This window comes from Desulfosporosinus fructosivorans, from assembly GCF_004766045.1.
GTDB lineage: Bacteria > Bacillota > Desulfitobacteriia > Desulfitobacteriales > Desulfitobacteriaceae > Desulfosporosinus > Desulfosporosinus fructosivorans.
In genome coordinates this window covers 59,595-73,995 of the sequence record NZ_SPQQ01000012.1, presented here as the reverse complement: position 1 = coordinate 73,995, position 14,401 = coordinate 59,595, and the positions used below count along the sequence as shown (strand labels likewise).

10 protein-coding genes are annotated in these 14,401 nt (G+C 41.3%); 3 read left to right on the top strand and 7 right to left on the bottom strand.

The window, feature by feature from the left end; genetic code table 11:
- The first annotated feature begins 2 nt into the window (after positions 1–2).
- Positions 3–701 (top strand): ABC transporter ATP-binding protein, encoded by a 699-nt coding sequence (locus E4K67_RS24245; protein WP_135551474.1) that lies wholly within the window; start codon positions 3–5, stop codon positions 699–701.
- On the top strand, positions 701–2,941 hold the full coding sequence (locus E4K67_RS24240) for an ABC transporter permease (protein ID WP_135551472.1): 2,241 nt from the start codon (positions 701–703) through the stop codon (positions 2,939–2,941). Before E4K67_RS24245 ends, E4K67_RS24240 begins: the two co-directional genes overlap by 1 nt.
- A 424-nt stretch (positions 2,942–3,365) precedes the next feature.
- Here the strand turns inward: E4K67_RS24240 and E4K67_RS24230 are convergent, their stop codons facing one another.
- From E4K67_RS24230 to E4K67_RS24190, 7 genes are all read right to left on the bottom strand, one after another.
- Positions 3,366–4,670 carry a (Fe-S)-binding protein gene (locus E4K67_RS24230; protein WP_135551470.1) on the bottom strand — a complete coding sequence of 435 codons (1,305 nt, stop codon included), beginning with the start codon at positions 4,668–4,670 and terminating at the stop codon, positions 3,366–3,368.
- 2 nt (positions 4,671–4,672) lie between these two features.
- Complete coding sequence (locus tag E4K67_RS24225) at positions 4,673–6,061, bottom strand: FAD-binding oxidoreductase (protein ID WP_135551468.1); 1,389 nt, start codon at positions 6,059–6,061, stop codon at positions 4,673–4,675.
- A 216-nt stretch (positions 6,062–6,277) separates the two neighbouring features.
- Positions 6,278–7,396, bottom strand: coding sequence for a 2-hydroxyacyl-CoA dehydratase subunit D (locus E4K67_RS24220; RefSeq protein WP_135551467.1), 1,119 nt, complete (start codon positions 7,394–7,396; stop codon positions 6,278–6,280).
- Positions 7,389–8,657: a 2-hydroxyacyl-CoA dehydratase subunit D gene (locus tag E4K67_RS24215; protein WP_135551465.1), complete on the bottom strand. Its 1,269-nt coding sequence runs from the start codon at positions 8,655–8,657 to the stop codon at positions 7,389–7,391. The genes E4K67_RS24220 and E4K67_RS24215 overlap by 8 nt, the downstream gene beginning before the upstream one ends.
- 18 nt (positions 8,658–8,675) lie before the next feature.
- Positions 8,676–9,461 carry an acyl-CoA dehydratase activase gene (locus E4K67_RS24210; RefSeq protein ID WP_135551463.1) on the bottom strand — a complete coding sequence of 262 codons (786 nt, stop codon included), beginning with the start codon at positions 9,459–9,461 and terminating at the stop codon, positions 8,676–8,678.
- A 20-nt stretch (positions 9,462–9,481) separates the two neighbouring features.
- A complete protein-coding gene (locus tag E4K67_RS24205; RefSeq protein ID WP_135551461.1) occupies positions 9,482–11,038 on the bottom strand; it encodes an acyl CoA:acetate/3-ketoacid CoA transferase in 1,557 nt (518 codons plus the stop codon).
- A 1,114-nt stretch (positions 11,039–12,152) separates the two neighbouring features.
- Positions 12,153–13,292: an acyl-CoA dehydrogenase family protein gene (locus E4K67_RS24190; protein WP_135551458.1), complete on the bottom strand. Its 1,140-nt coding sequence runs from the start codon at positions 13,290–13,292 to the stop codon at positions 12,153–12,155.
- Positions 13,293–13,923: 631 nt separating this feature from the next.
- Between E4K67_RS24190 and E4K67_RS24185 the strand changes: the two genes are divergently transcribed.
- Positions 13,924–14,328 carry a MarR family winged helix-turn-helix transcriptional regulator gene (locus E4K67_RS24185; protein ID WP_135551456.1) on the top strand — a complete coding sequence of 135 codons (405 nt, stop codon included), beginning with the start codon at positions 13,924–13,926 and terminating at the stop codon, positions 14,326–14,328.
- Positions 14,329–14,401 lie beyond the last annotated feature (73 nt).

The following is a 14,401-nucleotide window of genomic DNA, read 5'->3' as shown; positions in this document are numbered from 1 at the left end:
GCATGTTTATTACGGTTAAAAATCTGAAAAAGAGCTATAACGCGGGTAAGAATAAAAGTGAGGTACTCAAGGGAGTAAGCCTGACCCTGGAAAAAGGGCAAACCGGCGTGATCCTCGGCCCCTCCGGCTCAGGTAAGTCCACCCTGATGAACATGATCGGCGGCGTTGATCGCGTGGACAGCGGCAGTATCCAGGTCGACGGCCTGGAGCTTAGCACTCTTGATGATGCCCAGCTGACGGATTATCGCCGGGACTCGGTGGGTTTTATCTTCCAGTTTTATAATCTCGTACCCAATCTCACGGTCGCGGAAAATATCGAGGTAGTTTCCAACATCGCCAAAACCCCGCTGGATATAGATACAGTACTGAAAGCGGTTGGCCTGGCAGGGAAAAAAAGGAGTTTCCCCAGAGAGCTTTCCGGCGGAGAGCAGCAGCGGGTCGCTATCGCCCGGGCGATTGTCAAGAACCCCAAGCTGCTTTTGTGTGATGAGCCAACCGGCGCCTTGGATTATGAAACATCCCGCGGGGTCCTTACCCTTCTGCAAAACCTCAACGCCGAATTAGGCACAACTATTTTAATGATCACCCATAACACCGCCATCGGCGAAATGGCGAATGTAGTTTACAAGCTGCGCAGCGGCGAAATTGTGGAAACGATCCGGCATGAGGAAACGATTTCGGCGGAAAGGATTGAGTGGTAATGACGCTCTTGAGAAAAGCCATCCGGACCATGCTGGAGCAAAAGCCCCGCTACATCGGCTCCCTGCTTTTGCTCATGATCAGCAGTATGATGTTCGTTATGCTGAATACAACCTCGCTCAATTTGAACCATACCTTCAGCACATTTTCCCAGCGCAATATGCTGTCCGACGCGGAGTTTTCGGTCAATGGCAAAATTGACCCTGCGGCGTTGGGCAACAAGTTTGCAGCGCAGGTTGAGCTGGGCGGCACGGCCGATTGCCAAGCGAAGCCCCGTCAAACCCTGCGGGTGTTCAGTCTGATGGATGAGGTCAATATTCCGGCCGTTGCAGCGGGGAACTTGCCGGGCGCTTCCGAAATCACCCTCGACCGCTTGTTTGCCGAGACCAACGGCTACGCCATCGGCGACACCATCACGGTGGCGGACAAGGAATTCACCGTTTCCGGCTATAGTTTTCTGCCTAATTTCATTTACGTGGTTAAGTCCAAAGAAGAGATCATGAACGACCCCAAGACCTTCGGTACGGGTGTTGTCAGCAAAGCGGATTTCGAAGCCTTGCCGGATCAGAACGAGGTTTATGCTATCCGTTTTGACGAACGGGAAAATATCAAAGCTCAGGAAGCAGCCGTCAAAAACGTGCTGCGTTCACAAGGTGTCAACATCACAAACTGGCAGAGTACGGAAAAGAAAGTCAATGTCTCCTATGTGCCCATGGAGATCAGCGTATTGTCCACGATGAGCGCCGCTGTGCCGCTGGCCATGCTAGGGCTCTCCTGTGTTTTGCTCGGGATGCTGATGTGGCGGATGATCCAGAGCGAATCCGTCATCATCGGGACATTTTACGCCCAAGGCTACCGAAGAAGGGAATTGCTCCGCCATTATCTGACCTTCCCGCTTTTGGTGTCCGTGATCGGCTCGGCGGCCGGCTCATTATTAGGTCTGCTGCTGATGAACAGTGTCTTTAAGTTTATGCTGACGGCCTTTCCCATGCCGGTCTATGAAACCATCTCTAATCCCTGGTTGATTGTTTTTGAGGTTCTGCTGCCGGTGCTCATTCTTTGCGGCGTCACCTGGGGAATTACTAATAAGATCCTGAAAACCCCGCCGGCCATCCTTATGAAAGGTGGGGAAACCAAAACCAAGACGAATTTCATCGAGCGGCATCTGCGCCTTGACCGCTGGAAATTCAACACCAAATTCCAAATCCGGGAACAAGTCCGCAGCTTATCCCGAACCTTCTTCCTGCTCTTTGGGATTGTCGTCGCCACGATGCTCATGCTGTACGGCTTGACCATGAAAAGCTCGGTTGACTATATGCTCAACGAGGGGATCAAGGAATTGTACAACCTGAAGTACGAATACGTTTTCACCTCGGAGAAAACCGGGCCAGCGCCGGCAGGCACCGAACAGTTCGGCGCAGCCTATGTGAGCCTGAGCGGCAATGAGGATCTTAGCTTTTATGTGACCGGAGTTCTGCCGGACACCGACAAGATCAAACTTAAAGACAGCTCCGGACAGCCCTTCAAACCGGAACAGACCACAATTACGGCTCCCCTGGCGCAAAAACTGAATGTGAACGAAGGCTGCAACCTGACGGTGTTCGACACGGATAATGGTCAGGAGCACACCTTTAAGATTGAAAAGATAGCCGATACCTATGCCGGGGATTTCCTGTTTATGCCTCTCGCTCAATTCAACTCAGAGTTTAAGCTTCCGACGGACGCTTATATCGGAATCTGGAGCGACCAGCCGAGGACCTTTGCTCAGGGCGAGATTCGCAGCACCAAATCCATCGACGCCATTGTCACGGGTTTCGGCATCTTGCTTGCTCAAATGGCCCCGATGATTTACGGCCTGATTGCCGCCGCCTTTATCGTTGGGTTGCTGATCATCTATATTGTCACCGGCCTGGTAGTTGACGAAAGCCGAACCAGCATCTCGCTGATGAAGGTTTTCGGCTATAGAAAAAAAGAAATTGGCAAACTGATCTTGGGCAGCAATACCCTGATCGTCATCGCGGGCTATCTGCTCGGTATTCCCGCTTTGCTGGGAACCGTGGGAGCGCTGTACGGATCACTGACGGACAGCCTGCAGATCGTACTGCCGGTTAAGCTTAACGTCTGGTATATGCTCCTGGGTTTTGTGATGGTGCTGGTTACCTATGAGTTCGCCAAATTGCTCTGCCGGAAAAAACTGGCGCGTATCCCCATGAGCGAAGCCTTAAAGGCTGGGACGGAATAAACTAGACTGCCGGTCGGCGATGAAAGCCAGCGGTTCGGCAGCAGCCGTCAGCTTGATTTCCACTGCGGTCGCCGCTGCTGCTTCGCTGCCTTCATTGACCTAAGATGACCGCCTTGTGCAGCATTCAGCTGATACAGACATTATCGCCTTTACGGAAAAATTGGCTTTATCTGTAAAGGCTTCCCACATCATTTAAAAATACACCCTTCATTATCCTTCATATTTTGTCTTCAACCTTCAAATCCGGCCCACCCTTTTAAAGAATCAGTTTATTGATCCCTTAAGAAGTGCTTTTGCTTGGACGGATTCTCACTTCCTCGTTTCTCGGAGAATTTATTTTACTTATTGATTTTCTCACTTACAAAACCTAATATTCTTACAAAAAACATGGAAACACTTATTTAAAGCGTTTCCATCATTCCAACTATTTAGAACGTTTTAGTTCTTCCTTACCGACTCGATAAGACTCAGCCAAGATTTGAACAGTATGCAATACTTCTTCGTCAAATCCAGCATTTTCGACCCCACTTTGTAGCTGCAACCGACAAGCTGGACAACCCGTTGCTACTGTATCCGTATTGGTCGTCTGGATATCTGCTGTTTTACGATCAGAAATTTGTACGGAGAGATCCGGGTGTACAAGGCTGAATGATCCAGCCATACCACAACAACGACCCGGCTCTTTCATTTCAATCAATTCCACACCGGGAATGCTCTTTAAAATTTCGCGCGGTTCATTACTAATCCCCTGTCCACGGTTTAAGTGACAAGGTTCATGATACGTCACTTTACGCGCTACTCGACCCAAACCTTCTTTCTTAAAGGGAACTTGATGAATCAGGAACTCAGAAATATCATAGGATTTCTTAGCCCACTTATCCGCCAAGGCTTTAAGTTCGCGATCATTTTCAAGCAATTCTCCATAAACATGTTTCCAAGCAGTACCACCAGAAGAACAGGCAACGACTAAGGCGTCTGCCCCCATCTTCTCAAAGGCCCGTAAATTGCGTTTGGCCAAAGTACGTGCTGAAGCCACATCCCCATTGACCGAGGCTGGAATACCACAACAAGCCTGGAACTTAGGAATGACAACTTCGATGTCATTTTCCGTAAGCACCTCGATCACCGCTCTGCCGATGTCCGTGTAAAAATAGTTGATCATGCAGCCCGTGAAAAACCCAACTCTCATCTTTGGGTTTTTAACCTTAATCACTTCAGGGAACTCGGAACGCAAGGTCTTCTTGGACAACATTGGGAATACTTTTTCTTTGCCTATCCCAATATCAACACGCATCCGTGCTAGTTTGCTGTGCCTATTCGGTATGTTCTTTAAGGCAACACCCTGGAAGATACTTCCCGCCTTCATCCCGAAATCAAACACTCGCTGCATCTTCAACGCAGTAAAGGCAATTTTTTTGACCGGATGTAGCCCTTTTTTACGGACGGATTCCGCTCTTGCTGCAAGAATAATTTTATCAAACCGAACGCCGCAAGGGCAATTAGTATTACAGGCCATACAGGTTGTGCAGAGGGAAAAGCGATCCGCCATGCCTGCAGTCATCTCTATTTCTCCGGAGAGGATAAATTCCGCTAGACTAATCTTTCCCCTTGCAGTCGCTACTTCTTGACGTGTTTCCTTATAAATCGGGCATACAGCTTGGCAGTTTCCGCATTTCATACAATTACGGAGTTCTTCGGTAATCGAATCCAGTGAATTATATACGGACACGACTAGTCCCTCCTTACAATCTTCCCAGGATTCAAAATATAGTTAGGATCTAGGGCTTCTTTAATGTGTCGTAATGCCGCTACACCAGCTTCACCAAATTCCCAGTCAAGAAATTTCATTTTGGCAATACCAATTCCATGTTCGCCAGAAAGGGTTCCTCCGAGAGATATGGCCACTTGGAAAATTTCGTCCACTGCTAGGTGAACCCGTTTCATTTCTTCGGTATCACGTTCATCTGTCAAAATCGTGGGATGTAAGTTCCCATCTCCGGCATGCCCAAAGGTGGCAATTTGTAAATTGTGTTTTGTTGCAATTCTACGAATCGCTTTAAGCATATCCGGGATTTTGCTTCGGGGAACGGTCGCATCTTCTAGCACGGTCGTAGGCCTTTTCTTAGCAAGAGAGGGCAAAGCACTACGACGCGCTAACCACAAAAGGTCACGTTCTTTATCGTCTTTAGCAATTTTAACCTGAACGGCTCCTTCTTCTTTCAAAATCCGTTCGACTAAAATTGCTTCCCGTTGGACAACTTCTTTGTACCCATCGACTTCACACAACAGGACTGCTACGGCATCGAGCGGAAGTCCTGCATGGACAAATTCTTCCACAGTCTGAATCGTCACATTATCCATAATCTCTAGAGTTGCCGGAATGACCTTATTGCGAATAATAGACGCAATGGCTCTCCCAGCCTTATCTACGTCATCAAATATTGCCAAAATACTTTTGCGTGCCTCGGGAGCCGGTATTAGTTTAACAATAATTTCGGTAATAATCCCCAATGTCCCTTCAGCCCCAGTAAAGAGGGCCACTAAATCATACCCTGTGACATTTTTAACCGTTTTTCCACCCCAGCGAATGACCTCCCCATTCGCCAAAACCAATTGTAAACCCATAATATAATGTTTGGTCACTCCGTATTTTAGGCCACGCAATCCACCCGAACACTCCGAAACCGAGCCACCCATAGTTGCTGTGGTGACTGTACCGGGATCCGGCGGATACAATAACCCGTGTTTTGCCGCTTCATCATTCAGAGCCTGGATGATCACCCCAGGTTGAACAGTTGCCGTTAAATTATCCTGATCTACTTCCAAAATTTTGTTAAGGTTGAGCATTGAGAGAACGATACCCCCTTCAACGGGAATAGTTCCCCCACTAAGGTTCGTTCCAGAACCACGCGGATAGATAGGGACATGGTAGCGCATGGCAATCTTTACGACATCTGCCACCTGTTCAGTAGATAGAGGTGCAACCACAACATCCGGCTTATGATGTTTCATCGCCGCAGTTGCGTCATAAGCATAGGTCAATAAGTCTTCCTGCTCTGTGAGGACATTCTCACGACCGAGCACTTGAACAAGTTCTTCCAAGACTTCACGAGCTAACATCCTTATACCTCCTTTATAACGCTTCAAATATGGCACACGCTTGTCAGACCACTTAATTAATTATTTAATAATTCAATTTAAGCGAAACTTTAATAAGTAACCCTAATTCTCTACTGAACATACAAAGTGGGAAGGGTGAAATACTACCTCTTCCCACAGAATCATGCTACAAACAAGCAACAAGAGATATAACTTAAAGTTCTATTAACTTAGAAATCACAGCATTTCACTAAAACTTTGAACTCTGGTTTTAGTCTGTTCAAAGGATGTTGTTTCGAGGTCAATTTCTATAAATAAGCTCTTAATTCCAGCTTCTTCAAACTGTCTATAGTAGATTGGATAGTCGAATTCTTCTGGGTCACAGAACTTCATCATGCAAACCACAACTGCATCTGCCTTAGATACTTTAACCATATCCATAAGCATAGGACCTCTTGATTTTTTCGCATCTGTAGCAAGAGAACAACCATCGAATTCTTGCCACCATTTAGCCAATCTATATAGTGGGTCTGTACCTGATGGAACATCATTTCTAAACTGTCTTGATTCCTGCGCAAGGTCGTCTGCAACAACAGCAAAACCGTTTTCTTTTAATATTTCTAATACTTCATTTGGTTCAGCCATAATTCCTGTTAAAACAACCTTTTTACCCGTAAAGGCTTCTACAGGCAAAGATATAAGCTCTGCATTCAATTCTTTTACCATAGCGGTATGTTTAGATTTTTCCATAAAACATCTTGCTTTAATAATAGCATGACGTTTTATTGGATCAATAATCTGAGGATAATTAGTAGCTATGTCTGTAAATTCACGCATTACTTTACGATTTTCGTTATAGATTTCAATGCTTTTGTTTAGTGCCTCATCTGTAATCTTAACATCCAATATTTTTTCTAGTTTTTCACGAACAAGCCTATATTCCTCAGCAAGAAACTTATTTGCTGCTTCTAGTTTTCTGTTTTGAGGATGAGTAAATACGATGACAGGTGATGTTCCTTTCCATTTTTGGCTAAGACATTTTAAAGTGTCACAAAGAACGGGGGAAAGTATAGCTTCTAAATCATCATATACACCTTCAAGCTGCATTTCCATAACGGATTGCATAATTGAACAAGCAAATGGAGGTAAATATGCACGGGCTTTAGAAATACTCTTTTGTCCTCCCCAAATGCCTACTGGAAGAAAACCTGCAGCATGAATTATTTCTTCAGGAGCATAATAAGGCATAACACCTACTGACCCTTTGCCAGTTTCTTTCTTATAATCTTCCATAGCCTTTTTGGGATTATTTGAAATCGAAGATAATTCGCTTATAATATTTTCAATTCTACTCATTAGAAACTCCCTCCTTATTCTGCTTCATCATTTCATCTAACGCCTGTACACGTGTATCAAACTGTGCAGGAGCAAAGTTACGAGGATCAGTTTGGTCTCCATCAAAGCTTACATATGGTAAACCATTTTCTTTTTGTAGCATATCAGCAGTTTCTACATTTAGAAAACTCATTAGCTTACAGCTTCTGTTTTGATGATAAACAACACCGTCACACTTTCCTCCACTAATTATGTCACTAAGAACCTTAACTTTGTTATCAAGACAAGTATTTATATAAATTCTAGTATAAGCTTCCGCCATTGAACTCATATCACCTGGTGTATAAGAAAGATTCCACAGACCAGGATAAGCTGAACCTGTCATTATATTGCCAAGATTCTTTAATCCTTTAAATGTATGTCCAAGGTGTGGCCAAACAGCTATACCCTCCCAAGTTACACGCCTTTGTTCACTTCCTTTAAACGCGAAGATACCATTTTTAAGATTTTCTTCAAGTTCATCGGCAAACTTTTTAAATGTAATTTCTGCGTAGTCTTTACTTCTTGCACAAACTATAAGTGCCATATAGTTGAAAAGATCAAAACAATTTAAAGGTGATGGTTTATGTGATGACAAAGCAGCAACTCTGTTCCATTGGGCAACAGAACGTTGTGTTTGTTCCTGTACTTTCAAAAATTTGTCATAGTCGAATTTCTTACCACAAATTTCCTCAAGCTGAGCAATAGCATCCTTAAACTGTTCCGCAATATAATCCATAGCATACTGTGGAATTGGCATTGTATGATTAAATGGCACATCAATTATGATGAGAGGAATATTTAATTCAACGGCAAGATTCTCATACCACTTAAGCAATGTGTTACAAATGTTGTTACATGTTATTAGAAGATCGGGAAGTGGTATTCTTGCCGCTGGGGATTTTTCAAGCTTTTCTGGTGTTTTTCCCGTTAAAGCCTCTTCTTTTAAAAGTTCCATATAACCAAGATTTACTCTTGCATAAGAGCAAGTATCCAGGTTATAGCCTTTTCCATCTGCAACTTCAAGCATATCTAATGCACCTTTTCTTGCACCAATACCCGCAGCATGTGTTTCAGGATATATCATAGCAATATCCATAGTAACACAAAGCTCCGAAGGAGCAACAGATGCAGACCAACAAACAAGTTTTCCTTCTTTTTTTGCTTGTCTCGCTTCTTCATACAATTCTTCTTGATAAAAACCTAACAATTCTTTTGCACTCATATTTGTTGTATCAGTCATTTACCATACCTCTTCCCTTTATTTATTAGCTCTAATAGCTTCTTCGAAGGCAAATATAGCTGCTCCAAGTGCAGCTGTAGTTTGTGGATTAGGAGCAACAATTACTGGTTTTTTTAGTTCTCTGCTTATTGCCCTAACAACCCCTAAGTCTTTGGCAACTCCTCCGCACATAACAATGTCCTCTTCCACCCCACATCTATAGGCAAGTCCACAGGCTTTGCTAGCAACTGACTGGTGCACCCCGGCAATAATGTTCTCTTTAGCAACTCCGTTTGAAAGCTGCGATATTACCTCAGATTCTGCAAAAACTGTACAAGTGCTACTGATACTAGCAGGTTCTGTTGCACGAGAATCGTATTCTGCCATTTCATCAAGATTAACTTCAAGTACTCGTGACATAACATCGAGAAAACGTCCTGTTCCAGCGGCACATTTATCATTCATAAAAAACTGCTTAACGCCGCCTTTGCTGTCAAGTTTAATTGCCTTAACATCTTGACCACCGATATCAATAATAATTTTTGCTGAAGGAACTAAAAAGAAAACTCCCTTAGCCTGACAACTGATTTCGCTAATTTGTTTATCTGCTGCTTCCACAGAAGATCTTCCGTAGCCTGTAGCAATAATTCTAGCCATGTCTTGCAAGTTAAGACCTGCTTTTGAAAGAGCTTCATCTAGTACACGTTTTGGTCCTGTAGAACCTGTTCCAATCTGAATAACCTCTCCAGCGATAATATTAACTCCATCTTCAAGTATTACAACCTTTGAGGATGAGGACCCAATATCAATCCCCATTGTAAACATAGATTAATCTCCCTCTTTGATTATTTTTTCAAGTTCATTAATTCTTCACTAAAAAGTCTTGAGTCCATAATCTTAACATTCTTGTCAATCTTAGGGACAAAATCCATTAAATCTATAATTTGTGTTTGGATATCAATTCCAGGAGCAACTTCTATTAAGTTAAGTCCATCTTCTTTTAATTCAAATACAGCTCTTTCTGTTATATATAAAACGGGTTGTTCAGTTTTAATTGCATATCTTCCGCTAAATGTAACCTGTTCAACTTGTTTAATAAATTTCCTTTGCTTACCTTCTTGGTCTATTATTAGCTTGCCATCTTCAATTCTTTCCTTTAAGCCTCCCGCTGTGAATGTACCGCAGAAGAATACTTTTTTGGCATTTTGGGTGATATTGATGAAACCACCACATCCTGGTATTTTGGGGCCAAATTTACTAACATTAATGTTACCCTCTTCATCACATTCAGCTAAGCCTAAAAATGCCATGTCCAGACCGCCGCCATCATAAAAATCAAACTGACTATTTTGGTCAATAATAGCGTCAGGATTTAAAGTAGCACCAAATCTAGCTCCACCTTGAGGACTGCCACCTATTGCCCCTGATTCAACAGTTAATGTCATATAACTTGCTATTCCTTCTTCACTTGCAACTTGAGCAACATACTCAGGTGTTCCTACACCTAAATTAACAACTGTATCCTCTACCAATTCCATAGCTGCTCTTCTGCCAAGAACTTTTTTAATAGTCAAGGGGGTCATTTCCACACTACCTTCAGGTGCTCTTACTTCCCCACAAAGTGCTGGATTATATTCATGTCCAACACTTTGTTCATGATCTTTCATATCAACTACTTCTACAACAGCATGAACATAAATGCCGGGTATTTGTACCAGTCTGGGGTCTAAAGTACCACCTTTTACAACCTTTTCCACTTGAACAATTACTTTTCCACCATTATTTATAACTGCCTGTGCTATAGAGGTAACCTCAATAGTAGCTACTTCTTTTTCTAGGGTTACATTACCATAATCATCCGCATAAGTACCTCTAAGGAAGGCGATATCTATAGGAAATGCTTTGTAGAAAAGCTTTTCTTCATTGCCGATTTTTATAACTTCTACTAAATCTTCTGTCGTCCTAGCGTTTATTTTACCTCCGCCATTTCTTGGATCAACAAAAGTACCTAATCCAACATGTGTAATTGTACCAGGCCTATGACCCGCAGCATCTCTAATAATATATTCCAAAGCACCTTGTGGTAAGTTATAACCTTCACATTTATTAGCTAGACACAGTTCGCCTAACTTTGGAGCAGTATTTAAATGACCTGCTATTACTCTTTTAACCAAAGCTTCGTGAGCAAAATGATCACCGCCTGTGCCGTTCCTGCTGCCTTGTGATGCTGGATAAAACAAAGTTATATTTTGAGGATAGCCAGTCTCTAAAAATTTCTTTTCTATAGCCTTAAAAAGTGCTTCCGGAAGACTATTTCCAACAAATCCACTTGTACAAAGAGTGTCCCCATCTTCAACTAAATCAACAGCCTCTTCTGCTGTCAGTATAATAACCTTCTTCATATTATGCCCCTCCTCCAATGTTATCCTCAGTGAGTTAACCTGCCCCGCAAATTGCGGGGCATTAGATAAGGATATTCCGATTATTAAGTTACAGTGGACACTTCAGTCATGATTCCGTTAAATTTTAAAAGTAGTTGGACTACTTAAACAGTACAAATGAAAATGGGTATGGGATTGCTCACCAACAAAAGCTAACACAGAACTTCCAGGCTTCTCTGTTGTTCACACTTCATCAAGTCAGGATTAAAGGCATCTGGCCGGCCGGAAGGATCTGAGATTAGAGTAGTCAAGCAATTCTCAAATGGTAGAGATCGATCTGAATACCAAAATATTACTTAGAGAGATCTCTTCAACAAATTAATACAATATTCAAAAAACCAATTGACTTGAGTATACGACTAGTCAATTATTGATAAGTACCCAGAAGTGTCAATTATCTGTTTTAAGGCAAACATGAACACGATATGATAATAGCGTCCCGGTCTTAATAAGTAACTGAGAAAAAAACACTTTAATTTCGCTTATAGGTGATAGATAAGAGCGTAATAACAGCGACGTTATGGGGAAGCGTATCCATTCCACTTGCTGCCTTGGATTCATGTTGCAAACTATGGTAGCAGTTTCCTAAAAATAGTCCTCTGCATAAAGGTTTAGGAATCCACAATTTAAACAAACAAACTTTATTATCTTTTGACTTTGTGGACTAACAACTACTTCACTATTCTCAATTAAGGTAAATACATCATCTCTTGTTATGATATCCACCTGTTTTATTTGTCTAGAATGACAAGCAATACACTCTTTCATTCATTCTCTCCTTTCAACTTAACGACATCACTCCATAAGCCGTCGGTTGGTCTTAATATTTCCTTCTTCATCATTGCAACCTCGAATTTAAGGAAATCTCATTACTCAAAATAGAAAATTGTTTGAAGGGCGATAAAGCCGTGGTGTCTTAATACGAAAATATCTCGTTACCATTCCTTATGGGTCAACCCAGTGATAACTGGGAGCGTAATAACAGCGACGTTATGGGGAAGCGTATCCATTCCGGTATTCATTCCGCCCTCTGCCATGGTCGTAAATCTGTTATAACTGAGGATCTAAGTTTAAATTATTTAAAAGTATTTCCGGCAATAATCATTCTCATTATTTGATTTGTTCCTTCATAGATCTGAGTTATCTTAGCATCTCTCATCATTCTTTCAACATGATAATCCTTCATGAAGCCATTTCCACCAAGCATTTGAACACATTCTATAGTTACATGCATCGCTGCATCTGTACAAGCCATTTTTGCCTTAGCTGCTGAAACTGCATAAGGTCTTCCTGCTTGTTTATCAAGAACTCCTTTATACAATAAATACTTAGCTTGTTCAATTTCAATCTCTAATTCAGCCATTTTAAATGCTAAATATTGATTCTTAAATAAAGGCTTGCCAAACTGTATTCTATCTTTCATATATTGTACCGCTATATCAAATGCTCCTTCTGCAAGACCAAGTCCTTGTGCTGCGACTCCGAATCTCCCACCATCAAGAGTTTTCATTGCTATGCCAAAACCTTTTCCCTCTTGTCCTACTAAGTTTTCAACTGGGACAATACAGTCATCAAAAAGCAGTTCTGAAACTTGAGTAGCTCTTATCCCACATTTGTTTTCAATAGTGCCTATTGAAAATCCCGGGAAACTTTTTTCAACAATAAACGCTGTTAATCCTTTTGTTCCTTGACTTATATCAACTGAAGCAAATACTAAGAAGGTCTCTGATAGAGGGCCATTTGTAATGAAGCATTTGGAACCATTTAATATATAGTGATCTCCATTTTTTTTAGCTGTAGTTCTTACACCTGCTGCATCTGAGCCCGCATTTGGCTCAGTTAATCCGAAGGAGCCAAATTTCTTTCCGGAACATAGATCTGGAAGATATTTTTTCTTTTGTTCCTCTGAAGCGTTTTGATATATTCCTCCTGCACAGAGAGAGGTATTTACAGAATATGAGATACCAACGGCACTATGCACCTTGGAAATTTCTTCTACGGCTAAGATGTAGGATAAATAATCTCCGTCGGAACCACCATATTCTGATGAGAACGGTAAGCCCAGCAAACCCATCTCACCCATCTTCTTATAAAGTTCTACAGGAAATTCACTTTTTTCGTCGCTCTCAAATACGATAGGTAAAAGTTCCTTTTGTGCAAATAATCTTGTCGTGTTCATAATCATTTCTTGTTCTTCTGATAAATTAAAATCCATTTTGATTGCCTCCTCCAAATTTTAAATAGCCTCTCGCATTATGATGTGTCAACACATGGACACTTGGTATTCTCACTCGAAAGAGAACTTCGCTGATCTTAAAGTATTAATTTTCCCCAAGACTGCTTAACGATCTTTTGTGTTTTAAAAGGAAGACTGTGACGCTTATTTGTCATGTTCATCTTTAATAAGCATCCTGTTTACGACATTTCTCTTTGAGCTTCAATAATTCCCAGTTATTTTTGGGGAATTTTCCTGTTTTAGCTCCCGAAATGCCGAGAGACTATTTAATTGTTCGCTACTTGGCTAAAAAATATAGAATTTTTATTTAGCCTACTTAAATATAGGTTCACGTTTCCATAACGCATACTAAAACCCCATATCACCCCCGAATTTGCAATATACTTAATATTCAAATATGTTTGATAATCAATATATTACTTGCTAACAAATAATTTGTCAACAAATTAATATGTATAAAAATGTATAAATTTGTATAAAAATAGTACTTTAGAATTCAAAGTTCCTTTCGAGAAATTCCAAGTTAAATTATGCTTTGTAAACTTAATTGACAAAATTAACAAGTTTGAAATATAGTGGTTATATAACTAAAAAAAAGAGGTGAGTAATTATGGAAATGACTGAATGTATTAATTTCTTACTAACTCAGGCACAACAAAAAGTTTTTAAATATTTAAAGTCAGAACTTGATCCGTTTAACGTAACGCCTGTGCAATATGGAGTATTACAATGTCTTTGGGATGAGGGCAGTCAAACCCCCAAGCAAATTGGGAATGTTTTGAGTTTAGATGGTTCAACTATCACTGGAATCCTTGATAGATTGGAAAGCAAAGCATTGATTATGAGGAATATTGGTATAGAAGATCGGCGAACCTTTAAAGTTGAATTAACTAAAAAGGGATCCAACTTGCGTGAGCCAATAGGTAAAATTATTGAAGAAGTAAATATAGAAGTATTAAAACAATTTAGTTCAGAAGAACAAAATCAATTAAAGGAAATTTTAAAGCGAATTTAAACTAAAAATCTGTTATAAAAAAAGGCTGACGAAAGCCTATTTTTTATAACAGATTATTTTGTTGAAAACTATT